Origin of the sequence: Paraburkholderia megapolitana (assembly GCF_007556815.1) — a bacterium.
Taxonomy (GTDB): domain Bacteria; phylum Pseudomonadota; class Gammaproteobacteria; order Burkholderiales; family Burkholderiaceae; genus Paraburkholderia; species Paraburkholderia megapolitana.
Genome location: NZ_CP041745.1, coordinates 3,704,859 through 3,729,344, shown reverse-complemented (window position 1 = coordinate 3,729,344; position 24,486 = coordinate 3,704,859). Strand labels below are relative to the sequence as shown.

The window sequence follows — 24,486 nt, the reverse complement described above, 5'->3', positions numbered from 1 at the left end:
GAGCATTAAGCTATTGAATAATATGGATTTACGGTATGTTTCTCGAAAACGGGAATATATGCCGGACAACCCATGCTTGAACTCCCAGATAAAAAAAGCGAGCCTCGAATGAGGCTCGTTATAACCCTGTTCTAGCTGTGCCCGACACGTTCATCGTGTAGGCAGCCAAACCAACCGGGCTTATTCAATCCAGCCGCGCAACCTGACGCTACGCGGCTGCACTACATCACTTGCCAATACCCGCCGCCGCAATCTGCTTCTCAACCTGCTGCGCGAACAGCGCATGCAGATGGGTAGTCGGATGCACCGTATCGGCGAACATATAAGTCTGATCCGCACCTGCAACCGTATACGTATCCGGCGAGCAGAACAGCGACGATGCAAATGCCGACGGATTCGGCATACCGTGCTGCGCCGCAGCCGCAGCCATCGCGGTCAGGTTACACGCCGTACCCGTATTCGATACGGTGAAGCCGTTCGACTGGTAGTTCGCCATGACGCCGTCTTGCCACTGATCGGCCTGCACGTAGATCACCTTGCTCGCGAGACCCGCTGCGTTCAGCGTCCCGATCAGCGTCTGGTTGAACGCCGTCACGAGGCCGGCAAACAGTTGCTGCCCCGACGCGCCACCTGACAGACCTTGCGGCGTCTGCGCGATATCCGGGATGTTCGACACGACGACCTTCGTCGCGCCATTCGCGAGGATCGGTGCAATCACGTTCTGCACGAGCTGCGTCGCGGCGAGCCCGATGGCCTGCACGGCTGCATTGACCGCCTGGGTCTGCGCGGTAGCCGGATCGGCACCGGCTGCGACCGCTGCGGCAATCGTCGCCTGGACGACGCCGGCCTGATAGAAGACGTCGTTGGCACCGCCGTTCACGAGCACGAGCTGGTTCGCGTTGAAGTTGGTGTGCGCGGACAGGTAGTTCTGCAGTTGCGTGACGATCGGTACGGTCGTCGCCTGCGCGTACGACGGCTGCGAGGCCGGCGCGTGGCCGATGCCGTTCGGGTCCGTCACGCGCGAGCCGCCCTGGCCGTAGCCGAGACCCGTCGATGCCTGCAACGGTTGCCCAAAGCCACCGAGGTAAGCCGGTGTCAACGTGCCGCCGTAGTATTCGGCGACCTTTTGTGTCCAGATTTCACCGGGGTTCGTGGTGAAGCGGCCGCCGCCGAAATTCGCGGTGACGACCGGCGAATACGTGCCGACGTCCGACAGGCTGTCGCCGAACGATACGACCTGCAGCTTCACGCCGCCGGCCGGGGTGCTGCCGCTCGAGTTGCTGTTATCGTCGCTGCCCCCGCAGGCGGCGATCAGGGCGAACGCCGCGCCTGCGATGCCGATCTGGGCGACGCGCGTCAGGCTCCGGTAGTGTGGTTCCCTGTATTTCATGTTCACTTCATCTCCTCGTTTGTGTGGCCATTGCCATGTGATGCAGGCAGCGTCCGCCGCTCTGACGGCGTGACGACAGCTTACAGAATATTTTGTGGATTGCGCGGCGTTTGAAACGCACCTCTAACGTAGACGCGAAAGCGTGCGTAGATGGTGGTGTAAAGCGGAATGAGGAAGAACCAGGCGATCTTGTCCGCGCCCTGGTGCGCCATCGCGAGCAAAGGCAATTCGGCGTCGAATCGCATGGGCGTCCCCCTCCGTGGTCTCGAGCTGCCGCAGCGAATGGGCAGACGTTGTCGTTTTCGTTCGATTGGTGCCGCGCAGCTGAATTGTGGCGCGGCAGCGCATGGGTAGCGGGCGTTTCATACCGCCCCGTCGAACACTGCCCGACAGCGTACACGCTCCGCCGCGTTGCGGCGCGGGGCTTCGCTAGAAGGAATCCTCAATGCTCGCTGTGCCGATGCGGGTTTTTCCTGGGCTTGCCGCTGCCCTTGCGCGAGGTGGCGACGGGTTCGGGGGCGGGCGGCGGCGCCATGCCCGTGTAGACCCATTCGAGCAGCGCATCGTGGGCGGCCTGGGCGCTTTCGGCGTGCGGGCTGTTGATCAGACTGACGACGACATAGCTCACGCCGTCTTCGGACGCGACATAGCCCGCGATGGCGCGCACGTCGCGCAGCGTACCGGTCTTGATGTGCGCATTGCCGACCACGGGCTGCGTGGTCAGGCGGTGACGCATCGTGCCGTCGACACCGACCACCGGCAGCGAATCGACGAACACCTGGGCGACCGGGCTTGCATTGGCCGCCTGCAGCAGGTCGGCGAGCGTCAGCGCGGTGACGTGTTCGTCGCGCGACAGACCCGAGCCGTTGTCGAGCGCGAGATCTTCGGTGGGGATCGCGCTGCGGGAGAGGAATGCGTCGATCGCGCTCGCCGCTTTTTCAGGCGTCGCGGGCGGCTTGCCGGACATCGCGCCGATCGTCAGGAACAGATTGCGCGCCATCGTATTGTTGCTGAACTTGTTGATGTCGCGAACGATGTCTCCGAGCGGCGGACCATCGTGTGCGGCGACGAGGTGTGCCGTGGGGGGACGGGGCCTTCGCGTGTCGTGCCGGTGAACGTGCCGCCAGTTTGTTGCCACAACGCGAGAAAGCCGCCGCCGAAAAACGCCGTGTGATCGAGTACCGCGACGTTGATCGTGCGGGCGCCGCAGCGCAACGGGTAGTCGCCGGTGAACGAGGCGACCACGGTGCCGTTCGCATCCGGCGTCACGCTCGGCGCGAGCGCCGACGATTCACCGCGGCACGGCCCGCGTGTTGCGCGCAACTGGTTGTCGATCTGCAGTTGCGCGAGGGCGGGCAGCACGTCGATCGCGACGCTGCCGTCGGGCGCCGGCGTCAACGTGAACGACAGCGATTTGAACGCGTACAGCAGCGGATCGGGGCCGACGTTATACGGCGCCGTGACGTCGTCGTCGAACGGCGGCAGATCGCGCGTCGACGGATCGAAGTAACGCTTGTCGAGGACAAGCGCACCGTCGATGCCGCTAATGCCCGCCTTGCGGATCTTCTGCACGAGATCGATCAGTTCTTCCGGCACGAGCTTCGGATCGCCGGTGCCCTGAATGTACAGGTTGCCGTGCAGGATGCCGTTCGCATCGAGCGCGCCGTCGGTATAGGCGCTCGTGCGCCAGCGATAGTCCGGACCGAGCAGCGAAAGGCCCGAGTAGGTCGTGACGAGCTTCATCGTCGAGGCAGGCAGCATCGGCATGCCGGCATTCATCGCGACGATCGGTGTCGAGTCGCCGACTTTTTCGACGACGACGCTGATGGCCGACAGCGGCACATGAGCGCGCTGCAGACCCGCCATCACTGTGGACGGCAGCACCGTGCTGACACTGACCGCCGGATGCCGCGCCTTGATTCGCGCATGGGCCGGTGCGGCGCCGAGCAGCGACACGCACGCGAGTGTCAGCGCGGCGATGCGACCGAGGCCCGAACCGGTACCCGCCGATCGCGCAAACGAAAAGGTGTTCGGAAGAGACGAACGGTTTGCGTGGGCAACGTGAGGTGCGCGATACAGCACGGCGGCGCAAGCGAAGCGAAAGCGGGAATAGGTGGGGCGCTGGGCGAGTGAAGCGAGAACGTGCGTCATGGAAACCTGGGCGTGCAAGGCGGGCAGCGGAAGACGCGATGCGCGGCGAGCGCCGGGTGTCGACCGTTCCCGTATGAAGCGAAAGCGCACATTGTAGAGATATGCCGCGATGCTGCGTTGAAAAATGCATTAACCCACGCATACGTGGCGCATACGACGGGGTTCAAACGGATGCGGCGACTAACATCGCGCCGCGCGGCTGACCCCTGGCGCTAGAATGCGGTCATCACGAACCATACGGATACGCTGTCATGCGCATACTGCTTGTCGAAGACGACCGGATGATTGCCGAGGGCGTGCGCAAGGCGCTGCGCGGCGAAGGCTTCGCGGTCGACTGGGTGCAGGACGGCGAGGCTGCGCTGAGCGCGGCCACCGGCGAAGCTTACGATCTCGTACTGCTCGACCTCGGGTTGCCCAAGCGCGACGGCCTCGACGTACTGCGCACGTTGCGCGCCCGCGGCCACGCGTTGCCGGTCTTGATCGTCACCGCGCGCGATGCGGTGGCCGACCGCGTGAAGGGCCTCGACGCCGGGGCCGACGACTACCTCGTGAAGCCGTTCGATCTCGACGAACTCGGTGCGCGCATGCGCGCGCTGATTCGCCGGCAGTCGGGGCGCAGCGATTCGACGATCCGCCATGGCGCGCTCACGCTCGATCCGGCGGGGCATCGGGTGACGCTCGACGGTGCGCCGGTCGCCTTGTCCGCGCGCGAGTTCGCGTTGCTCGAAGCGCTGCTGGCACGACCGGGCGCGGTGCTGTCGAAGAGCCAGCTCGAAGAAAAGATGTACGGCTGGGGCGAGGAGATCGGCAGCAATACCGTCGAGGTGTACATCCACGCATTGCGCAAGAAGCTCGGCGCGGACCTGATCCGTAACGTGCGCGGCCTTGGTTACATGATCGCGAGGGAAGGCTGAGCTGATGCGTTCGATTCGTCGTCAATTGCTGTTCTGGCTGCTTGCCATCGTATTGCTGGGTCTCGGTATCGCGGGCTGGCTCATCTACCGTCAGGCGCTCGCCGAAGCGAACGAACTGTTCGACTACCAGTTGCAGGAGATCGCCGCGGCGCTGCCCGCCGAGCCGTTCTCGCAGATTCTCACGTCGCGCGATACCGGCGACGAAGGCATCGTGCTGCAGATCTGGAATCGCAACGGCGTGCTGATGTACTACTCGCATCCGCGCGCGCCTCTCGCGCCGCGTGCCGAAATCGGTTTCTCGACCGAGCACACTGATCGCGGTGCGTGGCGCGTGTATGGCGCGATCGTCGGCGATAACGTCGTGCAGCTCGCGCAGCCGGTATCGGTGCGCAACCGGCTCGCTGCGAACGTCGCGTTGCGCACACTGTGGCCGCTGATCGTGCTGCTGCCGTTGCTTGGCGTCGCGGTATGGGGTGTGGTTGGGCGCGGCCTCGCGCCGTTGCGGCGCGTGGCGGGCGCACTCGACACGCGTCACCCTGAAGCGCTCGAGCCGCTACCCGATGCGCGCCTGCCGCTCGAAGTCCAGCCGCTCGTGCGCGCCCTGAACGCACTGCTTGCGCGACTCGCGACCGCACTCGATACGCAAAAGGCCTTCGTCGCCGACGCCGCGCACGAACTGCGCACACCGCTCGCCGCCGTGCAGATCCAGTCGCAACTGGTTGCGCGCGCACGCGATGACGCCACGCGCGGCGAAGCGCTCGCCGATCTGCAGGCGGGTGTCACGCGCGCGACGCGGCTTGCCGAGCAGTTGCTCGCTTTGGCGCGCGCGGAGCCCGATGGTCCGGTGAGCGCCAAGGCAATCGATCTGCACGCGCTGCTCGACGAATGCGTTGCGGCTTATGCACCGCTCGCGCAGCAGCGCAACGTCGATCTCGGTATCGAAGGCAGCGAACCGGCGACCGTGATCGGCGATGGGCAGACGCTGCGCGTGATGCTCAACAACCTGCTTGATAACGCAACCAAGTACACGCCGGCCGGCGGCCGCGTCGATGTGAGCCTCGCGGTCGAAGCGGGGCATCCGGTTGTGCGGATCGCTGACAGCGGACCGGGGATTCCTCCCGAAGAGCGCGAGCGGGTGTTCGACCGCTTCTATCGCGTCGGGTCCGGCGCGATGCGCGAGCGTACCGATGTGGCGGGCAGCGGGCTCGGACTCGCAATCGTGAAGCGCATCGCGTTGCAACAGCGTGCTCAGGTCGAACTCGGCGAATCGGCGTCGGGCGGGTTGCTGGTGAGCGTGCGTTTTTAACGCTTTTTTACGATACGGGGTGCCTGCCGGCATGCAGGCGTGAACCCGTGTGTCGCCCGCAAACCCCCGTCAGACAAGCGAAAGCGGCCGCCAGCCGGTCCGCAACTTGTTTAAGATTCCTTTAAGCGATACCACGTAGTCTTCGCCTCATTGAAAGGCATTATTTTGTGAGGACCACACGATGAACGCGAAAACCCTGTCCCGTAGCGCAGTCGCCGCAGCTATCGCCGTGGCGCTCTCCGCCGGTTACGTCGCTGGGCACCGCAATGTGCCGGCGCCGGAAGTCATCACGCCGGCCCAGGCGGCCGCGCTGATGCCAGCCGAGGCTGCTGCGAAGACCGGTATTCCCGATTTCTCCGGCCTCGTCGAGACCTATGGTCCCGCCGTCGTCAACATCAGCGCGAAGCACGTCGTCAAGCAGGTCGCACAACGCGGCGGCGCGCAGCAACTGCCCATCGATCCCAGCGATCCGTTCTACCAGTTCTACCGCCGCTTCTTCGGCAACATCCCGGGCATGCAAGGCGGCGACGGCGGTGGCAGCAGCGATCAATCGGATCAACCGAGCGCGAGCCTCGGCTCCGGTTTCATCGTCAGCAGTGACGGTTATATCCTGACCAATGCGCACGTCGTCGACGGCGCGAACGTGGTCACCGTGAAGCTCACCGACAAGCGCGAATTCCGCGCGAAAGTGGTCGGCGCCGACAAGCAGTCCGACGTCGCGGTGTTGAAGATCGATGCGAGCAATCTGCCCATCGTGAAGATCGGCGATCCGCGTCAAAGCAAGGTCGGCCAGTGGGTGGTCGCGATCGGTTCGCCGTACGGCTTCGACAACACGGTGACCTCGGGCATCATCAGCGCGAAATCACGCTCGCTGCCGAACGAAAACTACACGCCGTTCATCCAGACCGATGTGCCGGTGAATCCCGGCAACTCGGGCGGTCCGCTGTTCAATCTGGAAGGCGAAGTGATCGGCATCAACTCGATGATCTACTCGCAGACCGGCGGCTTCCAGGGGCTGTCGTTCGCGATTCCGATCAACGAGGCGATGAAGGTCGAGAACGAACTCGTGAAGACCGGTCACGTGAGCCGTGGCCGCCTTGGCGTAGCGGTGCAGTCGATGAACCAGACGCTGGCGAATTCGTTCGGCATGAAGACGCCGCAGGGCGCGCTGGTCAGTTCCGTCGATGCGTTCGGTCCGGCTGCGAAGGCCGGCCTGCAGCCCGGCGATGTGATTCTCGCAGTGAACGGCACACCGGTGACCGATTCGGCGGATCTGCCTTCGCAGGTGGCGGGTCTGAAGCCGGGTAGCACGGCAACGGTCCAGGTGTGGCGCGACAAGGCCGCGAAGGACGTCAAGGTGACAATCGGTTCGCTGTCGGATGTGAAGACGGCATCGGCGGATGGCAGCGATTCGTCGGCGCAGATGCAGGGGCGCCTCGGCGTTGCGGTGCGTCCGCTGACGCCGCAGGAAAAGAGCGGCACGTCGCTGACACACGGTCTGCTCGTGCAACAGGCGGGCGGTCCGGCGGCGAACGCCGGCATCCAGGCCGGCGACGTGATTCTGGCGGTGAACGGCCGACCGGTCGCGAGCGTCGATCAACTGAAGCAGATGATTTCGTCGGCCGGCAACAGCATTGCGCTGCTGATCCAGCGTGACGATGCGCAGATTTTCGTCCCGGTGGACCTCGGCTGATGAGGTTGGGTGCCGGTCAACCCGACCGGCACGTTGCAATACCGTGCGGCACCCGGGCAAGCGCTAGAACGCTGATTCCGGTCGACCGGACCGATGGGTAAGTATTCCTCCGATGCAGCGGTTTTTACCGGTAGCTTGACCGCCATCCGGCTGCCGGGCTTGGAAGCAGTCCCGAACCTGGCGGGCAGCGTAGATAGGGCGCGGTTCGGGGCCCAACCCCCGAGCCCTGTCGCCTGATCGCCCTGACAGGCACGCCAGTTGCGCTCGATCTGTCGACGGATGTTTCCAAACGGACGCAAACGCGGACCCCAACGAACCGAGAAGGAGTCACACCATGAACCAGCAACGCACCCAGCGCAGCAGGATCGTCGCAACCGCGGTCGCGGCGGCACTGACTCTTGGCATGGCGGGCAGTGTCTACGCGCAGAACAACGGAATTGCCGGCGGCACGACCACCGACGACTCCAGCGCAGGCAATACGAACGGCGGAGGCCTGCCGCAGGTGCAGCACCAGGGCGATGTGGCGTTCACATCGGGCGGCGTCGGTTCCGACGAATCGCAGGCGTTAAAGCGCGCCGAGAGCCACTGGCCGCTGGCGCTGCGCTTTACCGGCCCGGGCTCCGACTATCTCGCCGACGTCCGTGTTCAGATTATGGATACCGAAGGCGGCAAGGTACTGGGCACGACTTCACGCGGCCCGTACATGCTGGTCCGGCTGCATCCCGGTCGTTACACCGTGCGGGCGTCGTACAAGGGTCACGACCAGAGCAAGGCGGTCACGATACCGGCGAGCGGTACGGCGAGAGAGGCGTTCTACTGGAACATCCAGTAGCCGGTTTGGCGGCCGGGTTTGCCCTGCCGCGAAGGTCGCGCAATCGGCTGAACTTTCGCCGATAATGAAGCCACGGGCATGCCCGTGGCTTTTTTTTGTTTCTGCAGGCTGTGGCGCAGCGTTCGCCGCAGTCATCGACCAGGGTTCCAATCGCACGGGAGCAACACCATGAGCGACGTCCCGACGCCCGATAACCGCGCCAGCGGGACGGCCGCCGCCGGTCCGTGCGGGAGCGGCGCCACTGCCGGGCACCGCATCGACATCGTGCCGAACCGCCGCCGCGTACGCGTGATCCATCTGGGCGTGACGGTCGCCGATACCCACGCAGCCCTGACGGTTGCAGAGACCGGTTTGCCCGAGGTGTTCTACTTTCCGCGCAACGACGTCAACATGGCGCGGCTCGAGCGCTCCAATCACACATCGCACTGCCCGCATAAAGGCGACGCGTCGTACTTCCATCTGCGCACCGAAAGCGGCCGGGTCGAGAACGCCGTCTGGAGTTACGAGACGCCGTTCGAAGCGGTCGAGCGGATCAAAGGATATCTCGCGTTTTACGCATCGCGCGTCGATCGTATCGATCAGACGTCCTGAGCCGTTGTCGTGCGTTCATCGGGGAGCCGGTCATGGAACTGAACGACGCGTTGAGGATTCCACTGGCGCTGTCCGACGTTCGCGACGCGCTGCAGGACATTGCGCTGCTGCGTGCCAGCCTCGATAACTGCGAGTCGTTCAACCGCCTCGGACACGGCGAATACGCGCTGACCCTGACCGTGCCGCTCGGGCCGCTGCGCGCGCGCTACCAGGTGCGCGCTCATGTCGCGAGCGACGACGGGACGACGGCCGATGTGTCGCGCCGTACGCTCAACTTCAAGGCGCGCGCCGACGGCATCGGTGCGCTGCGCGGCCAGATCGGCGTGACGCTGCGTGCCGGCGATTCCGCAGCCGACCCAGCGAAGGACCCCGGCACACGCATCGACTATTCGGTGTGGGCGACGCTGACCGGGCCGCTCACCGAATTGCCGGCGCGGCAGATCGAAAATGCGCTGCACGAACTCGCCGACGACTTCTTCACCGAGTTCTGCGCGGTCGTGCAGGCCAAGCACGGTCAGGGCCGAACCGGGCGCGTGGCGTGCCGCATCGTCGTCAGCATGTGTTCCTGCGGCCGATCGGCTTTAGCGGTGCGATCCGTCGAGCGCGTGCTGCAACCGATCGGGGCGTGGCGCCCGGCGGCCGCGTGGCGCCGCTGTTAGGTGCGCGTGCGTCGCATGGCGTCTCGCATCGCGAGCCGGATCCGCATGGCGTGCCGAACTGGGCGTGGGCAGCGATGATTTTCTTCGTTGCGCTGCTGTTGTATGGGGCGCACTGGCTGAGTGTCGATTGAATGGAGAGTGGCGGCTGGGGTTCGACTGAACGCGTAGCCGCCGCTGTACTTCATGCCCCGCGAAACTCCCTGCGCCACGCGCTCGGCGAGGTACGGAACGCGTCGGCGAAATGCTGGCGCAACGAGGCCGTCGAGCCGAATCCCGCAATCGTCGCAATGGTCTCCACCGGTTCGTCGCTTCCTTCCAGCAACTGTTGCGCACGCTCAAGCCGCTGTGCAAGCAGCCACGCACCCACCGTCGTACCCGTGACCTGCCGGAAACGCCGCGTGAACGTACGGCGGCTCATCAGTACGCGCTCCGCAAGCGTGTCGAGCGTATGCGCCAGTTGCAGGTTACCCCTCACCCAGTCGAGCAGTTCGGACAGGCGGTCGCCGCGCACGTTCGGCGGCACCGGCTGCTGGATGTACTGCGCCTGCCCACCCTGACGGTGCGGCGGCACGATCAGCCGCCGCGCCACATAGTTGGCGACCTGCGTGCCGTAGGTCTTGCGCAGCACGTGCAGGCAGCAATCGAGTCCGGCCGCGGTCCCCGCTGAAGTCAGCAGGTTGTCGTCATCGATATAGAGCACGTCGGGGTCGAGCCGCACCTTCGGGTAGCGGCGTGCGAAGTCGTCGGCCCATGCCCAGTGCGTGGTGGCACGCCGCCCGTCGAGCAGGCCCGCGGCCGCGAGCACGAACGCGCCGAGGCACAGGCCAACCAGTTGTGCGCCACGTGCCGAGGCGGCGCGTAGCGCATCGAGTAATTCCGCGGGTGGGGTTTCATGCGGATCGCGCCAGCTCGGAACGACGATCGTGCCGGCGTCGGCGAGTGCATCGAGACCGTGGGTCGCCGAGATCGAGAATCCTGCTGTCGTGGAGAGCGGTCCGGGTTCGGTCGCGCAGACGCGGAATTCGAATGCCGGCACGCCGCCGTCGCTGCGGTCCTCGCCGAATACCACGCACGGCACCGACAGGTGGAACGGACTGATCCGGTCGAACGCGACGACGGCGACGACCGGTTTGCCGCGACCGGGCGGGATCTCATCGGCAACTGGTGCCGCAGTCGGGTGTGTCGGTGAACGATGGGGAGCGGGCATCGCGGTGAGCGCAGCTGCGCGTCGAGAGGAATGGCCCGATTCTAGCGAAAGTTGTCAATCGGGTCACTGTTGGAGTGCCGATCGAAAGCGAACAATGCAGTCATCGCCGGCTCGCGGCGAAACCAACCAGGACAGGAGTGGCAGCGATGACTTCACCCAGACGCGCATTGATCGTGATCGACGTACAGAACGAATACGTCACCGGCGACCTGCCGATCGAATACCCCGACGTGCACACGTCGCTCGCCAACATCGGCCGGGCGATCGACGCTGCGCACGCGGCCGGCGTGCCGGTCGTGGTCGTGCAGCACCTTGGACCGGCGACCTCGCCTATCTTTGCGCGCGGCAGTCATGGCGCCGAACTGCACGAGGTGGTCGCTTCGCGCAAACGAGATCATCTGGTCACGAAGTCCGCTGCAAGCGCATGGACCGACACCGATCTCGCCAGCTGGCTCGCGGCACGCGGCATCGATACGCTGACGGTGACTGGCTACATGACGCACAACTGCGACGCGTCGACGATCAATCACGCGATGCATGCCGGCCTCACGGTCGAATTTCTGGACGATGCGACCGGCAGCGTTCCGTATGAGAACAGCGCGGGTTTTGCGAGTGCTGAAGAGATCCATCGCGTATTCAGCGTCGTGCTGCAATCGAGCTTCGCGGCGGTGGGCAGTACCGACGCATGGATCGCGGCGGTGCGCGATGGCGAGCCGCTCGAGCGCGGCTCGATCTACGCGTCGAACCAGAAGGCCCGCGCGAAGCTGGCCACAGTCTGAGGACCGATCAGATGGAAGGCGGCGGAGCTCACCGCATGACACCTTGCGGCGCATCCGCCGTCGCCGCGATCCGCATCGAAGGACTCAAACGCAGCGTGTCGAATATCGCGTCGACCATCTGCTCGGCATAGCGGCCGTAGTCCATCGCTTCGGGCAAAAACAACATGTCGCGCAGCGAACCGCCGATAAACGCATGCAGCAACGCAGCGGCACGTTCGACGTCGAGATCGGCGGGCAACTGGCCTTTCGAAATCGCGTTTCGTAAGCCCCCTGCAATGTTGACGAGCGCATCGCGCATATTGTTCTGGTAACGGGTCATCACCGGGCCCATTTCCTCGACGAACTCGCACTTCAGGAACAGGATGTCGAACGCCCGGCGCTGGCGCGGATCGTTGGCGCAGTCGCGCAGACACATCGTGCAGATCTCGACCAGACGGCCGAGCGGATCGGCTTCCTGCGGATCGAGCGAGGCGGCCTGGATCTCGTCGAGCGGCAGCAGCACCCGGTCGAACATCGCCGTAAACAGGTCCCCTTTGTTAGCAAAATGCCAGTAAATCGCGCCGCGCGTCACGCCCGCGGCTTGCGCGATATCGGCAAGCGACGTACGTGAGACGCCCTTCTCGAAGAAGATCTGTTCGGCGGCATCCAGAATGCCGTTGCGCGTTTCCTGAGCTTCTTCCTTGGTTCTTCGGACCATTTCGTGTGACCTGCGGTGGGTGCGGGATCTCCCCGGCGCTTTTAAACGCGCATCGTCACAATCTGTTCGTTTTCTCGTTTATCTGCGAACGATCGTGCGTTATGGCGCATATCGGGAAGTTAACTGTTTCTTACATGCATTCGTGAATGTATCTATAATAGCACCCCATCGATCGGATAGCCCAAGCAGTGACGACCGGTTAATATCCGTCACTGTTGTCTTAAAAAGTGCTTTCGCGCGCCCGCCAGCCGGGTTTCGCGGTGCGCGGCATCCCCGGTCGGGCGCAGGTCGCTACGGGTGCATCCACAGGTTGGGCACCCGGGTTTCCGGTCAGGCGTCGTGAGACGCGTGTGTGCGCCGTCATCCCCGGGGTAGGGATGCGCGCACGTTTTCATTCCCAGTCATTGACAGAGGTCGCTCCATGCGCGTCGAACGGGTTCCATTCCGCCTAATTACTGCCGCGACGGCTGCCGTGCTGCTGGCAGCATGCGGGCAAAAACAATCGGCACCGCCGCAACAGACGCCGGAAGTCGGCATCGTCACTGTCCAGCCGAGCGCCGTGCCGGTCACGACCGAACTGCCGGGCCGCACGAACGCGTTCCTCGTCGCCCAGGTGCGCGCGCGGGTGGACGGCATCGTGCTGCGCCGCGAGTTCACCGAAGGCTCGCAGGTCAAGGTCGGTCAGCGTCTCTACAAGATCGATCCGGCGCCGTACATCGCGGCGCTGAACAGCGCGAAGGCGACGCTCGCCAATGCCGAGGCAACGCTCAAGTCGACCACCGCGCAGGCGAACCGCTTCAAGGTGCTGGTGGCGGCGAATGCGGTCAGCAAGCAGGACTACGACAACGCGGTCGCTTCCGAAGGCGTGGCCGCGGCGAACGTGCAGTCCGGCAAGGCCGCCGTCGACACCGCGCAGATCAACCTCGGCTACACCGACGTCGTGTCGCCGATCACCGGCCAGGTCGGGATTTCGCAGGTCACGCCGGGTGCCTACGTGCAGGCGAGTGCCGCGACGTTGATGTCGACGGTGCAGCAGCTCGATCCGGTCTACGTCGATCTGACGCAATCGAGCCTCGATGGCCTGAAGCTGCGCCGCGATGTCCAGGAAGGCCGTCTGAAGACGAACGGCCCGGACGCCGCCAAGGTCACGCTGATTCTCGAAGACGGCCGCGCGTATTCGGAACCCGGCAAGCTGCAGTTCTCCGACGTGACGGTCGATCAGACCACCGGTTCCGTGACGATCCGCGCAATCTTCCCGAACCCGAGCCGCGTGTTGCTGCCGGGCATGTTCGTGCGGGCGCGTATCGAGGAAGGTGTCAACGAGAAAGCGTTCATCGTGCCGCAGGTCGGCGTGACGCACGACCAGAAGGGTCAGGCCACGGCGCTCGTCGTCGGTGCCGACGACAAGGTCGAATTGCGTCCGCTCGTGACGTCGGCGGCACAGGGTACCAACTGGATCGTCGAAGGCGGTCTGAATCCTGGCGACCGCGTGATCGTGCAAGGCACCGACAAGGTCCGTCCGGGCCAGCCGGTCAAGCCCGTCCCTGCGCAACTGCCGGCCGCACTGGCTTCCGGCGCAGCAGCCTCAGGCGCAGCAGCAGCGAGCGGCGTGCAATCCGCGCAGGGCGCATCGGGTGCGCAACCGGCGCAAGCCGCCTCGGCCGCATCGGGCGCGTAATAACAGGGAGCCTGTTTCATGGCAAAGTTTTTTATCGATCGCCCGATTTTTGCGTGGGTGATCGCCATCATCCTGATGCTGGCGGGGATCGCGTCGATTTTCACGTTGCCGATCGCGCAATACCCGACCATCGCTCCGCCGTCCGTGCAGATCAGCGCAACGTACCCGGGCGCATCGGCGAAGACGGTGGAAAACACCGTCACGCAGGTCATCGAGCAGCAGATGAGCGGTCTCGATCACTTGCTGTATCTGTCGTCGACCAGTGACGATTCGGGCACGGCAACCATCACGCTGACGTTCGCGGCGGGGACCAACCCCGACATCGCCCAGGTGCAGGTGCAGAACAAGCTGCAGCTCGCCACACCGCTGTTGCCTCAAGTCGTGCAGCAGCTCGGCACGAAGGTGACGAAGTCGAGCGCGAGCTTCCTGCTCGTGATGGCGTTCGTCTCCGAAGACGGCAGCATGAGCAAGTACGATCTGGCAAACTACGTCGCGTCGAACGTCGAAGATCCGGTCAGCCGGATCGACGGGGTCGGCACGGTGACGCTGTTCGGCACGCAGTACGCGATGCGGGTCTGGCTCGATGCGGCGAAGCTCAACAACTACGCGCTGACGCCGGTCGATGTGATCAACGCACTGCAGGCGCAGAACGTCCAGGTGGCCGGCGGCCAGCTCGGCGGCACGCCCTCGATACCGGGGCAGGCACTGCAGGCGACCATCACGGAAGCGACGCTGCTGCAAACGCCCGAGCAGTTCGGCAACGTGCTGCTGAAGGTGAACCAGGACGGCTCGCGTGTGCGCATGAAGGACGTGGCGCGCATCGAACTGGGCGGCGAAAACTACAACGTCGACACGAAGTACAACGGTGCGCCGACAGCCGGCTTCGGCATTCAGCTCGCGACCGGCGCGAACGCGCTCGCCACGGCGAAGGCCGTGCGCGCGAAGATCGACGAGCTGTCGAAGTACTTCCCGCACGGTCTGGTCGTGAAGTATCCGTATGACACGACGCCGTTCGTGCGCCTGTCGATCGAGGAAGTGGTCAAGACGCTGCTGGAAGGTATCGTCCTCGTGTTCCTCGTGATGTACCTGTTCCTGCAGAACCTGCGCGCGACGTTGATTCCGACGATCGCGGTGCCGGTGGTGCTGCTCGGTACGTTCGCGATCATGGGACTGGTCGGCTTCTCGATCAACGTGCTGTCGATGTTCGGTCTCGTGCTCGCCATCGGCTTGCTGGTGGACGATGCGATCGTGGTAGTGGAGAACGTCGAGCGGGTGATGGCCGAAGAAGGGCTATCGCCGGTGCAGGCGACGCGTAAGGCGATGGACCAGATCACCGGCGCACTGGTCGGGGTGGCGCTCGTGCTGTCGGCGGTGTTCGTGCCGGTCGCGTTCTCGGGCGGCTCGGTCGGGGCGATCTACCGGCAGTTCTCGCTGACGATCGTGGCTGCAATGGTGCTGTCCGTGCTGGTCGCGTTGATTCTGACGCCGGCGCTGTGCGCGACGATCCTGAAGCCGATTCCGCAGGGTCATCACGAAGAGAAGAAGGGCTTCTTCGGCTGGTTCAACAAGTGGTTCGACCGCAGCCGCGACAAGTATCACAGCGGCGTGCACCACGTCATCAAGCGCTCGGGCCGCTGGCTCATCATTTATCTGGTGGTGATCGTCGCGGTCGGGTTGCTGTTTGCTCGCTTGCCGAAATCGTTCCTGCCCGATGAAGACCAGGGCACGATGTTCGTGCTGGTGCAGACGCCGGCCGGCTCGACCCAGGAAACCACCGCGCGCACGCTCGCAACCGTCTCCGACTATCTGTTGAAGGACGAGAAGAACATCGTCGAGTCGGTGTTCACGGTGAACGGCTTCAGCTTCGCGGGCCGTGGCCAGAACTCGGGTCTCGTGTTCGTGCGGATGAAGGACTATTCGCAGCGCCAGCACGCGGACCAGAAGGTTCAGGCACTGGTCGGCCGGATGTTCATGCACTTCGCGCCGTACAAGGATGCGCTGATCTTCCCGGTCAACCCGCCGTCGATTCCCGAACTCGGTACCGCATCGGGCTTCGACTTCGAGTTGCAGGATCGCGGTGGCCTCGGCCACGATGCGCTGATGGCAGCACGTAACCAGTTGCTCGGCATGGCGGCGCAAGATCCGACGCTCGCACAGGTGCGGCCGAACGGCCTGAACGACACGCCGCAGTTCAAGGTCGATATCGACCGCGAAAAGGCGCTGGCGCTTGGCGTGTCGGCAGCATCGATCGACCAGACGTTCTCGATCGCATGGGCGTCGTCGTACGTGAACAACTTCCTCGATACCGATAACCGGATCAAGAAGGTGTACGTGCAGGGCGAGCCGCTGTTCCGCATGAAGCCGGAAGACCTGAGCGTCTGGTTCGTGCGCAACGGCGCGGGCGGGATGGTGCCGTTCAGCGCGTTTGCGACCGGCCACTGGACCTACGGTTCGCCGAAGCTCGAACGCTACAACGGGATTTCCGCGGTCGAAATCCAGGGCGCGGCGGCACCGGGCAAGAGTACCGGCCAGGCGATGACGGCGATCGAAGCGATCGCGAAGAAGCTGCCCGCGGGCATCGGCTACGAATGGACGGGTCTGTCGTTCCAGGAACGTCAGTCCGGTTCGCAGGCGCCGATCCTGTACGGCATCTCGATCCTCGTCGTGTTCCTGTGTCTCGCGGCACTGTACGAAAGCTGGTCGATCCCGTTCGCGGTGATCATGGTGGTGCCGCTCGGCGTGCTCGGCGCGCTGCTCGCGGTGACACTGCGCGGGCTGGAGAACGACGTGTTCTTCCAGGTCGGCTTGCTGACAACCGTGGGGCTATCGGCGAAGAACGCGATTCTGATTGTCGAGTTTGCGCGTGAGTTGCAGCAGGGCGGAGGCATGGGACCGGTCGAAGCCGCGCTCGAAGCCGCGCGTCTGCGGTTGCGCCCGATCCTGATGACGTCGCTTGCGTTCATTCTCGGTGTGCTGCCGCTCGCGATCAGTAACGGCGCGGGCTCGGCAAGCCAGCACGCGATCGGTACGGGCGTGATCGGCGGGATGTTGACGGCAACGTTCCTCGCGATTTTCATGATCCCGATGTTCTTCGTCGTGATCCGCGCGAAGTTCTCCGGCGAGAAGGAAGATCCGGACGTCGCGCTCCAGCATTACAACGAGCACCATCCGCACGATCCACAAGGTGGCGGCGGCTCGGCCAGCTAAGGACATAGAGATGCAAAAACATTCGTTAATTGCCATCGCGGTCGCGCTGTTTGCCGCCGGCTGCACGATGGCGCCGCATTACCAGCGCCCGGCTGCGCCTGTGTCGGGGAGCTTCCCGACCGGCGGCGTGTACGCGACGCAGCCGGCCGCTGCGGCCGGTGCGACGAGCGCGAACGGTCAGGCGGCGACTGACATCGGCTGGCGCGATTTCTTCGCCGATGCGCGGTTGCAGCGGCTGATCGACATCGCGTTGAAGAACAACCGCGATCTGCGCGTGTCGGTGCTGAACATGCAGGCCGCGCGCGCGCAGTATCAGATCCAGCGCGGTGCGTTGCTCCCGACAATCAGTGCGGTCGGGCAGCAGACCAAGTCGCGCACGCCGCTCGATCTATCCGTCGCCAACCAGACCATCCAGAACCAGTACTCGGTCGGCGTGAATGGTTCGTGGGAGCTCGATTTCTTCGGGCGTATCCAGAGCCTGAAGGACCAGGCCCTCGCGCAGTATCTGTCGACGGCGCAGGCGCGCAAGGCGGCGGAGATCGCGCTGGTGGCGCAAGTGGCCGATCAGTATCTGCAGGTGCTCGGTGCCGACGATCTGCTGCAGGTCACGCAGAACACGTTGAAGAGTTCGCAGGAGTCGTACCGGATCGCGAAGGTGCAGTTCGATACCGGCACCGGTTCCGAACTCGATCTGCGGCAGGCGCAGACCGTGGTCGAGCAGGCCGAGGCAAATCAGCAGGCGCAGGCACGTTTGCGCGCGCAAGCTGAAAACGCACTGGTGCTGCTGATCGGCGAGCCGCTGCCGGCCGATCTGGCGGCGGGCTTGCCGCTCAACGATCAAGCGCTGATCACCGATATTCCGGCTGGTTTACCGTCCGACCTGCTGACGCGGCGCCCGGACATCATGCAGGCCGAAGAGAGTCTGCTGGCCGCCAACGCGAACATCGGAGCGGCACGCGCCGCGTTCTTCCCGAAGATCTCGCTGACGGGCAACTTCGGTACGCTGAGCCCGACACTGGGTGGTCTTTTCAAGGCGGGTAGCGCGGCGTGGCAGTTTGCGCCGCAGATCTCGCTGCCGATCTTCCAGGGCGGTGTGAACAAGGCGAACCTCGACCTTGCCACCGTGCAGAAGAACATTCAGATCGCTCAGTACGAGAAGGCGATCCAGACGGCGTTCCGCGAAGTCGCCGACGGCCTGGCTGCGCGCGGCACCTACGATCAGCAGATCCAGGCGCTCGAGCGCAACACGTTTGCCGAACAGCGTGCACTCGATCTGTCCAACCTGCGCTACACGAACGGTGTGGACAGCTATCTGTCGGTGCTGACCGCGCAGACCAATCTGTACACCGCGCAGCAGTCGCTCGTGAACGCCCGCGTGAACCGGTTGACGAATCTCGTCGATCTGTACAAGGCGCTGGGTGGCGGATGGATCGAACGGGCCGGCGAACAGCCGCGTCCGGCCGATGCGCCGGTCGATTACAGCGCGGAGCGCGCGCCTGCGGCAGCGACTTCGGCAGCGTCGGCGCCGTCAGCCGGGTAAGCACATACAAGCAGTACACGTCGTACGAGCAGGTTCGTGCGAAGCGAAAAGCCACGGCACATGCCGTGGCTTTTTTCATTCATCGTTGGGAACGAAGCGTCAGTGAAGATCGGCGGCGCGCAGCATGTCATCTCCTGCAACCGGAGGCTGGCTGTTTGCACCGCGCCCATCGAAATCGTGGCCTGCGCGGCGGATATCGCGTTGCGCGGCACGTTCACCCTTCACACCGTTGAAGATCAGATTCAGCAACACCGCCGACACCGACGCTAGCAGAATCCCGCTATGCAGCAGCGGCGACAGCGCGGGCGGCAGCCGTGCGAAAAAATGCGGCGACACAACCGGCACGAGACCGAGCCCGATACTCACCGCGACGATGAAGAGGTTGTGGTGGTTCTTCACGAAGTCGACTTTCGACAACACCTTGATGCCGTTCGCGGCAACCATCCCGAACATCACGATGCCCGCGCCGCCCAGCACGAATGCGGGCACCGACGCGACCACCTGAGCCATCTTCGGGAACAGGCCCAGCAGCACCAGCAGCACGCCGCCCATCGCGCAGACAAAGCGGCTCTTCACACCGGTCACGCCGATCAAGCCGACGTTCTGCGAGAACGACGTATGCGGGAACGAATTGAAGATGCCGCCGATCAGCGTACCGAGCCCATCGACGCGTAGTCCGCGCACAAGCGTCTTCTGGTCGACGGGCCGATCCACCATGTCGCCGACCGCGAGAAACATGCCGGTCGATTCGATGAAGGTGACGAACATCACGGTGACCATCGTCGCAATCGACAGCGGATCGAAGTGCGGCATGCCGAAGTGGAACGGCATGACGAAACCGACCCACGGTGCGCTCGTTATGCCGTCCATGTTGACGCGACCGAGCAGCAGCGCGATCACGAAGCCCGCGACGATGCCGAGCAGCACCGAGATATTGGCGATGAAGCCGCGCCCGAACTTGTTGATGAGCAGGATCAGCATCAGCACGACGAGCGACAGACCGAGATAGACCGGATTGCCGTAGTCGGGATTGCCGACGCCGCCCGCCGCCCAGTTGATGCCGACTTCCATCAGCGAGAGCCCGATCACCGAGATCACGACGCCGACCACGACCGGTGGAAAGAATCGCAGCAGCTTGCCGATCGCCGGCGCGAGCACGATGCCGACGATGCCGGCGGCGATCGTCGAACCGAAGATATCGAGTATGCCGAGGCTGGGGTTGGTGCCGATCGCGACCATCGGGCCGACTGCTGCGAACGTGCAGCCCATGATGACCGGCAGACGGATGCCGAAGATCCACAATCCAAGCGTCTGGATCAGCGTCGCGATACCGCACGCAAACAGATCGGCGCTGATCAGAAACGCGACCTGATCTTTGGGCAGCTTCAACGCGCTACCGATGATCAGTGGAACCGCCACCGCGCCCGCGTACATCACGAGCACGTGCTGGATGCCGAGCGTCAACAACTGCCCGGCGGGCAGTCGTTCGTCGCACGGATGAACCTGGGTCGATTGCATCTTGTCTGTCTCCGCCTCTGATTTTTCAGGATGGACTCCAAGGTATGCGGGACGAAAAGGCACAACAAGACCAGTGGGGCCTATTCCGGACTTCGCGGTGCCGATATGCGCATGCCGGTTTTTCGGGCGCACTGGCGCGCACATTTGGCCGGCAGGCGCTGTGAGCCCCGTTCGGCGGTGAGGCACGACGGTGCGCCGCACGGCGCGATGCGCGGGGATATGCGTGAAAGTCTATGAGCAGTATTCCGCGGGACGAATAATGCGGTTTTGGCGCGGTGGCGCAACTGGCGGGGTTAACCCTCTACTGGGCTTAAATTGCCTTACCCGGCAATGTTCCCTGTTTGCCACAGCGCACGAATCGCCGCGATTCCATGAGCGCCTGCGTTGCGGGCGTCGGCCAGGGTATCGGTGCTCATTCCGCCCAGCGCAAAGACGGGGATCGTCGTCAGTGCGACGAGTTCGCGAAAGCGCGGCCAGCCGAGCGGCTCCGCTGTAGTGTGGGTCGCCGTCGGCAAGACCGGCGAAATGGTCAGCAGATCGGCGCCGATCTCGTTCGCATGCTGCACCTGGCGCTCGTCGTGGCACGCCGCCGAAACCAGCAGTCCGGAAGGCAAGGGCCGCGCGGTGCATGCCATCAGCCGAGTACTGGTGAGGTGAATGCCGTCGGCTTGCACGGCCAGCACGACATCGACCGGCGCGTTCAACAGCAGGCGCGCATCGTGGCGCCGGCAACACGCCAGCGCCAGCCTGGCCAGTTCGGCATACTGTGGCGCTGCGAGCGTTTTGGCCCGTAGTTGTACGAGACGGATGCCCGCTTCCAGCGTGCGCTCCAGATGCGCGACGAAGTCTGCTAACGACTCTTCAGCTAGTGGTTCCGGAGTGACCAGATAAGTCGGCGGCAAACGGGCGGGGTCGGTCATCGACGTTCGGCAATTAGCGTTAGCAAGGCGAGGAGGGTGCAACGGAGTGGCAGGTTACATTACTGCGGCGACTGCGATCAACCGACTATGCTTCAGGTATGAAAGCGTGGCCGATCTTTGGTGCCCCTATTGTCGAAAGCCGTCGGAGGTCGATGCGCCATCGCAGCAAACGTGCCGATGTCGCTTGCAGTTAACGCGATGACGGGCGCGCCAACGCGGCATACACAATTTTTTGCGATCATGACGCGACCCGCAGTCCGGCCGGCGCAACGCGCAAACGGATTTGGAATCAACAGATACAGGAGCATTCACGATGAAGACAAAAGCAGCTATCGCATGGAAGGCCGGCGCACCGTTGACGATCGAGGAAGTCGATCTAGAAGGGCCGCGTGCGGGCGAGGTGCTGATCGAGGTGAAGGCAACCGGCATCTGCCACACCGATTACTACACGCTGTCGGGCGCGGACCCGGAAGGCATCTTCCCGGCGATCCTCGGACATGAAGGCGCCGGCATCGTGGTCGACGTCGGCCCGGGAGTCGGTACGCTGAAGAAGGGCGATCACGTGATCCCGCTTTACACGCCCGAATGTCGCCAGTGCAAGTTCTGCCTGTCGCGCAAGACGAACCTGTGCCAGGCGATCCGCTCGACGCAAGGTCGCGGGCTGATGCCCGATGCGAGCTCGCGTTTCTCGCTCGACGGCAAACCGCTGTTTCACTACATGGGGACCTCGACGTTCTCGAACTACATCGTCGTGCCGGAGATCGCCGTTGCGAAGGTGCGCGAGGACGCGCCGTTCGACAAGATCTGCTACATCGGCTGCGGTGTAACGACAGGCGTTGGTGCAGTCGTGTATTCGGCGAAGGTCGAAGCGGGCGCGAACGTTGTCGTGTTCGGGCTCGGCGGGATCGGGCTCAATGTGATTCAGGGCGCGAAGATGGTGGGAGCGGACAAGATCATCGGTGTCGATCTGAACCCGGGCCGTATCGAACTCGCGAAGAAATTCGGCATGACGCATTTCATCAACCCGAACGAAGTCGAGAACGTCGTCGATCACATCGTGCAGCTCACCGATGGCGGCGCCGACTACTCGTTCGAATGTATCGGCAACACGAAGGTGATGAGACAAGCGCTCGAATGTACTCACAAGGGTTGGGGCCAGTCGTTCATCATCGGCGTGGCCGCGGCGGGCGAGGAGATCAGCACGCGACCGTTCCAGCTTGTTACTGGACGTCAATGGAAGGGTTCCGCATTCGGCGGCGCGCGCGGACGTACCGATGTGCCGAAGATCGTCGACTGGTATATGGAAGGCAAGATCAACATCGATGACCTGATCACGCACCGTCTGCCGCTCGATCGTATCAACGAGGGTTTCGACCTGATGAAGAAGGGCGAATCGATCCGCTCGGTCGTGCTGTACTAAGGAGCGCACCGCCATGCTCGAGACTCTCGCTTCGCATGCGTGCCACGGTGGCGTGCAGCGCTTCTTTCGCCACGAGTCGCAGACCATCGGCCTGCCGATGCGTTTCGCGGCCTATCTGCCGCCACAAGCTGCGCATGGGCGCGTGCCGGCGCTCTTCTATCTGGCCGGTCTGACCTGCACGGAAGAAACTTTTCCGATCAAGGCCGGCGCGCAGCGCTTTGCCGCGCGGCACGGTATCGCGCTGATTTCTCCCGATACGAGCCCGCGCGGTGCGGGCGTGCCGGGAGAAAGCGACGCATGGGATTTCGGTGTCGGTGCGGGTTTCTATGTGGATGCGACACGCGAGCCGTGGTCGAAGCATTACCGGATGTACTCGTACGTGCGCGACGAGTTGCGCGAGACGGTGCTGGCGAATTTACCTGTCGATGGAACGCGGCTCGGGATCTTCGGGCATTCGATGGGCGGTCACGGTGCGCTGATGCTGGCGCTGCGTAACCCGGAGATCTATCGCTCGGTGTCGGCGTTTGCACCGATCGCTGCGCCATCGCGTTGCCCGTGGGGTGAGAAGGCGTTCGACGGCTATCTCGGCGATGATCGCGAAGCATGGAAACAGTACGACGCGAGCGAACTGGTGGCGCATGCGTCGCAGCGCTTCGCGCAAGGCATCCTGATCGATCAGGGGCTCGCGGACCAGTTTCTCGCGGAGCAGCTTAATCCCGACGTGTTCGAGGCGGCGTGCCGCGACGCCGGGCAGCCGTTGACGTTACGTCGTCACGACGGCTACGACCATGGCTATTACTTCATCTCGACGTTTATCGAAGATCACCTTGCACATCACGCGAGCGTGTTGCTTGCGTGAGCGTGAGCGTGAGCGTCGCGTCGCGTCGCGGGCTGCTACGCTACGCTCCGCGTCGTCCAAGCAAACTTGCGCCGTAGAACAATGCGGCAAGCGCGGTGATCCAGAAGCTCGTCGGCCAGTCGGTGTAGTAGGCGAGCGTCAGGCCGAGCCACGCCTGCGCGAGCGCAAGTAACGCGGCGACCGTGAGACCGGCGGACAACCGCGTCGTGAGGTTCTGCGCGGCAGCGGCTGGCCCAACCATCAGCGTGAACACCAGCAGCACGCCGACGATCTGCGTGCATGCAGCGACTGCGATCGCGGTGATCGCGAGAAACAGCATCGACATCAGACGCAGCGACACGCCCTTGGCTTCCGCGAGTTCCGGCTGCAGCGAGGCGAACAGCAACGGCCGCATGATCGCCGCGAGCGCGATCAGGCTCACGACGGCGAGCCCCGCGAGGATCGCGAGTGTCGACGCGTTGACGCCGAGCACGTTACCGAACAGCAGCGCGGTGACCTGCGTGGCGTAGGCCGTGAAGAAGTGCAGGAACAGCAAACCGAAACCGAGCGACAGCGACAGGATCACGCCGATTGCCACGTCGCGGCCCGCGAGTCGTTCACCAAGCGCGCCCATGCCGATGCCGGCGGCGAGCGTAAAGCCGACCATCCCCCAGATCGGCGAAATACCGATCAGCACGGCGCCGGTCGCGCCGGTGAAGCCGACGTGCGACAGCGCGTGACCGGCGAACGTCTGCCCGCGCATCACCAGGAAATAACCGACGATACCGGCCAGCACCGCGACGATCCCCGACGCCGCGAATGCGTTGATCATGAAATCGTATTCAAACATCGTGCGTGTGTCCGTCGCGTGGCGCGTGAGGGTGAGCGTGACCGTGTGCGCCGTGCGTATGCGCAGCGCCGCCGCCGCCGTGATCGTGACCGTCTTCTTCGTGAGCGTGATCGTGCTTCTCGACTTCGACGTCACCCGACATCACGAAGATGCGGCCATTCACACGCATTACGTCGATCGTCGAACCGTAGAGCCGCGACAGCACCGGTTTCGTGATGACTTCATCGACGGTACCGAGCGCCGCCACACCGCTGCCTAGATACAGCACGCGATCGAGCGCATGCAGCAGCGGATTG

At 64.0% G+C, this 24,486-nt stretch carries 18 protein-coding genes and 2 pseudogenes; 12 read left to right on the top strand and 8 right to left on the bottom strand.

Going from position 1 to position 24,486, the window contains the following annotated elements:
• Window positions 1-226: 226 nt before the first annotated feature.
• The 3 genes and pseudogenes from FNZ07_RS29950 to dacB form a co-directional block, all read right to left on the bottom strand.
• Window positions 227-1,390, bottom strand: coding sequence for an SGNH/GDSL hydrolase family protein (locus tag FNZ07_RS29950; RefSeq protein WP_091011141.1), 1,164 nt, complete (start codon window positions 1,388-1,390; stop codon window positions 227-229).
• An 80-nt stretch (window positions 1,391-1,470) separates the two neighbouring features.
• A complete protein-coding gene (locus FNZ07_RS33795) occupies window positions 1,471-1,635 on the bottom strand; it encodes a hypothetical protein (protein ID WP_170275860.1) in 165 nt (54 codons plus the stop codon).
• 197 nt (window positions 1,636-1,832) lie between these two features.
• Window positions 1,833-3,370 (bottom strand): annotated as a pseudogene (dacB, locus tag FNZ07_RS29945) (D-alanyl-D-alanine carboxypeptidase/D-alanyl-D-alanine endopeptidase).
• A 422-nt stretch (window positions 3,371-3,792) separates the two neighbouring features.
• Between dacB and FNZ07_RS29940 the strand changes: the two are divergent.
• From FNZ07_RS29940 to FNZ07_RS29915, 6 genes and pseudogenes are all read left to right on the top strand, one after another.
• A complete protein-coding gene (locus tag FNZ07_RS29940; RefSeq protein ID WP_091011143.1) occupies window positions 3,793-4,455 on the top strand; it encodes a response regulator in 663 nt (220 codons plus the stop codon).
• Between the two features lie 4 nt (window positions 4,456-4,459).
• On the top strand, window positions 4,460-5,761 hold the full coding sequence (locus FNZ07_RS29935; protein WP_091011144.1) for an ATP-binding protein: 1,302 nt from the start codon (window positions 4,460-4,462) through the stop codon (window positions 5,759-5,761).
• Between the two features lie 181 nt (window positions 5,762-5,942).
• On the top strand, window positions 5,943-7,454 hold the full coding sequence (locus tag FNZ07_RS29930; protein WP_091011145.1) for a DegQ family serine endoprotease: 1,512 nt from the start codon (window positions 5,943-5,945) through the stop codon (window positions 7,452-7,454).
• A gap of 334 nt (window positions 7,455-7,788) precedes the next feature.
• Complete coding sequence (locus tag FNZ07_RS29925; RefSeq protein WP_091011146.1) at window positions 7,789-8,286, top strand: carboxypeptidase-like regulatory domain-containing protein; 498 nt, start codon at window positions 7,789-7,791, stop codon at window positions 8,284-8,286.
• A 168-nt stretch (window positions 8,287-8,454) separates the two neighbouring features.
• Window positions 8,455-8,877 carry a DUF427 domain-containing protein gene (locus FNZ07_RS29920; RefSeq protein WP_091011147.1) on the top strand — a complete coding sequence of 141 codons (423 nt, stop codon included), beginning with the start codon at window positions 8,455-8,457 and terminating at the stop codon, window positions 8,875-8,877.
• 32 nt (window positions 8,878-8,909) lie between these two features.
• Window positions 8,910-9,667, top strand: a pseudogene (locus tag FNZ07_RS29915) (CoxG family protein).
• Window positions 9,668-9,717: 50 nt separating this feature from the next.
• Here the strand turns inward: FNZ07_RS29915 and FNZ07_RS29910 are convergent.
• Window positions 9,718-10,743 carry a helix-turn-helix domain-containing protein gene (locus FNZ07_RS29910; RefSeq protein WP_091011149.1) on the bottom strand — a complete coding sequence of 342 codons (1,026 nt, stop codon included), beginning with the start codon at window positions 10,741-10,743 and terminating at the stop codon, window positions 9,718-9,720.
• 146 nt (window positions 10,744-10,889) lie between these two features.
• Here FNZ07_RS29910 and FNZ07_RS29905 point away from each other — a divergent pair, with 146 nt between their 5' ends.
• Entirely contained in the window at window positions 10,890-11,522 is a 633-nt protein-coding gene (locus FNZ07_RS29905) for a cysteine hydrolase family protein (RefSeq protein WP_091011150.1), read from the top strand.
• A gap of 28 nt (window positions 11,523-11,550) precedes the next feature.
• Here the strand turns inward: FNZ07_RS29905 and FNZ07_RS29900 are convergent, their stop codons facing one another.
• Window positions 11,551-12,219 (bottom strand): TetR family transcriptional regulator, encoded by a 669-nt coding sequence (locus tag FNZ07_RS29900; RefSeq protein WP_091011151.1) that lies wholly within the window; start codon window positions 12,217-12,219, stop codon window positions 11,551-11,553.
• Window positions 12,220-12,640: 421 nt separating this feature from the next.
• Here FNZ07_RS29900 and FNZ07_RS29895 point away from each other — a divergent pair, with 421 nt between their 5' ends.
• The 3 genes from FNZ07_RS29895 to FNZ07_RS29885 are packed head-to-tail and all read left to right on the top strand — an operon-like array spanning window position 12,641 to window position 18,644.
• Window positions 12,641-13,897, top strand: coding sequence for an efflux RND transporter periplasmic adaptor subunit (locus FNZ07_RS29895; protein WP_091011152.1), 1,257 nt, complete (start codon window positions 12,641-12,643; stop codon window positions 13,895-13,897).
• Window positions 13,898-13,915: 18 nt separating this feature from the next.
• Window positions 13,916-17,104, top strand: coding sequence for an efflux RND transporter permease subunit (locus FNZ07_RS29890; protein WP_091011153.1), 3,189 nt, complete (start codon window positions 13,916-13,918; stop codon window positions 17,102-17,104).
• Window positions 17,105-17,114: 10 nt separating this feature from the next.
• On the top strand, window positions 17,115-18,644 hold the full coding sequence (locus tag FNZ07_RS29885) for an efflux transporter outer membrane subunit (RefSeq protein ID WP_091011154.1): 1,530 nt from the start codon (window positions 17,115-17,117) through the stop codon (window positions 18,642-18,644).
• 99 nt (window positions 18,645-18,743) lie between these two features.
• Here FNZ07_RS29885 and FNZ07_RS29880 read toward each other — a convergent pair whose 3' ends face one another.
• Complete coding sequence (locus FNZ07_RS29880; protein ID WP_091011155.1) at window positions 18,744-20,162, bottom strand: nucleobase:cation symporter-2 family protein; 1,419 nt, start codon at window positions 20,160-20,162, stop codon at window positions 18,744-18,746.
• Between the two features lie 320 nt (window positions 20,163-20,482).
• Complete coding sequence (locus FNZ07_RS29875; protein WP_091011156.1) at window positions 20,483-21,082, bottom strand: thiamine phosphate synthase; 600 nt, start codon at window positions 21,080-21,082, stop codon at window positions 20,483-20,485.
• A 313-nt stretch (window positions 21,083-21,395) separates the two neighbouring features.
• Here FNZ07_RS29875 and FNZ07_RS29870 point away from each other — a divergent pair, with 313 nt between their 5' ends.
• Window positions 21,396-22,502 (top strand): S-(hydroxymethyl)glutathione dehydrogenase/class III alcohol dehydrogenase, encoded by a 1,107-nt coding sequence (locus FNZ07_RS29870; RefSeq protein WP_091011157.1) that lies wholly within the window; start codon window positions 21,396-21,398, stop codon window positions 22,500-22,502.
• A 13-nt stretch (window positions 22,503-22,515) separates the two neighbouring features.
• A complete protein-coding gene (fghA, locus tag FNZ07_RS29865) occupies window positions 22,516-23,361 on the top strand; it encodes an S-formylglutathione hydrolase (protein WP_091011158.1) in 846 nt (281 codons plus the stop codon).
• A 40-nt stretch (window positions 23,362-23,401) separates the two neighbouring features.
• Here the strand turns inward: fghA and FNZ07_RS29860 are convergent, their stop codons facing one another.
• Entirely contained in the window at window positions 23,402-24,190 is a 789-nt protein-coding gene (locus FNZ07_RS29860) for a metal ABC transporter permease (RefSeq protein WP_091011159.1), read from the bottom strand.
• Window positions 24,191-24,486 lie beyond the last annotated feature (296 nt).

Bases quoted from the DNA above. Each gene is read 5' to 3' on its own strand.
- FNZ07_RS29950 (WP_091011141.1), bottom strand. From the start codon at position 1,390: ATGAAATACAGGGAACCACACTACCGGAGCCTGACGCGCGTCGCCCAG.
- FNZ07_RS33795 (WP_170275860.1), bottom strand. From the start codon at position 1,635: ATGCGATTCGACGCCGAATTGCCTTTGCTCGCGATGGCGCACCAGGGC.
- FNZ07_RS29940 (WP_091011143.1), top strand. From the start codon at position 3,793: ATGCGCATACTGCTTGTCGAAGACGACCGGATGATTGCCGAGGGCGTG.
- FNZ07_RS29935 (WP_091011144.1), top strand. From the start codon at position 4,460: ATGCGTTCGATTCGTCGTCAATTGCTGTTCTGGCTGCTTGCCATCGTA.
- FNZ07_RS29930 (WP_091011145.1), top strand. From the start codon at position 5,943: ATGAACGCGAAAACCCTGTCCCGTAGCGCAGTCGCCGCAGCTATCGCC.
- FNZ07_RS29925 (WP_091011146.1), top strand. From the start codon at position 7,789: ATGAACCAGCAACGCACCCAGCGCAGCAGGATCGTCGCAACCGCGGTC.
- FNZ07_RS29920 (WP_091011147.1), top strand. From the start codon at position 8,455: ATGAGCGACGTCCCGACGCCCGATAACCGCGCCAGCGGGACGGCCGCC.
- FNZ07_RS29910 (WP_091011149.1), bottom strand. From the start codon at position 10,743: ATGCCCGCTCCCCATCGTTCACCGACACACCCGACTGCGGCACCAGTT.
- FNZ07_RS29905 (WP_091011150.1), top strand. From the start codon at position 10,890: ATGACTTCACCCAGACGCGCATTGATCGTGATCGACGTACAGAACGAA.
- FNZ07_RS29900 (WP_091011151.1), bottom strand. From the start codon at position 12,219: ATGGTCCGAAGAACCAAGGAAGAAGCTCAGGAAACGCGCAACGGCATT.
- FNZ07_RS29895 (WP_091011152.1), top strand. From the start codon at position 12,641: ATGCGCGTCGAACGGGTTCCATTCCGCCTAATTACTGCCGCGACGGCT.
- FNZ07_RS29890 (WP_091011153.1), top strand. From the start codon at position 13,916: ATGGCAAAGTTTTTTATCGATCGCCCGATTTTTGCGTGGGTGATCGCC.
- FNZ07_RS29885 (WP_091011154.1), top strand. From the start codon at position 17,115: ATGCAAAAACATTCGTTAATTGCCATCGCGGTCGCGCTGTTTGCCGCC.
- FNZ07_RS29880 (WP_091011155.1), bottom strand. From the start codon at position 20,162: ATGCAATCGACCCAGGTTCATCCGTGCGACGAACGACTGCCCGCCGGG.
- FNZ07_RS29875 (WP_091011156.1), bottom strand. From the start codon at position 21,082: ATGACCGACCCCGCCCGTTTGCCGCCGACTTATCTGGTCACTCCGGAA.
- FNZ07_RS29870 (WP_091011157.1), top strand. From the start codon at position 21,396: ATGAAGACAAAAGCAGCTATCGCATGGAAGGCCGGCGCACCGTTGACG.
- fghA (WP_091011158.1), top strand. From the start codon at position 22,516: ATGCTCGAGACTCTCGCTTCGCATGCGTGCCACGGTGGCGTGCAGCGC.
- FNZ07_RS29860 (WP_091011159.1), bottom strand. From the start codon at position 24,190: ATGTTTGAATACGATTTCATGATCAACGCATTCGCGGCGTCGGGGATC.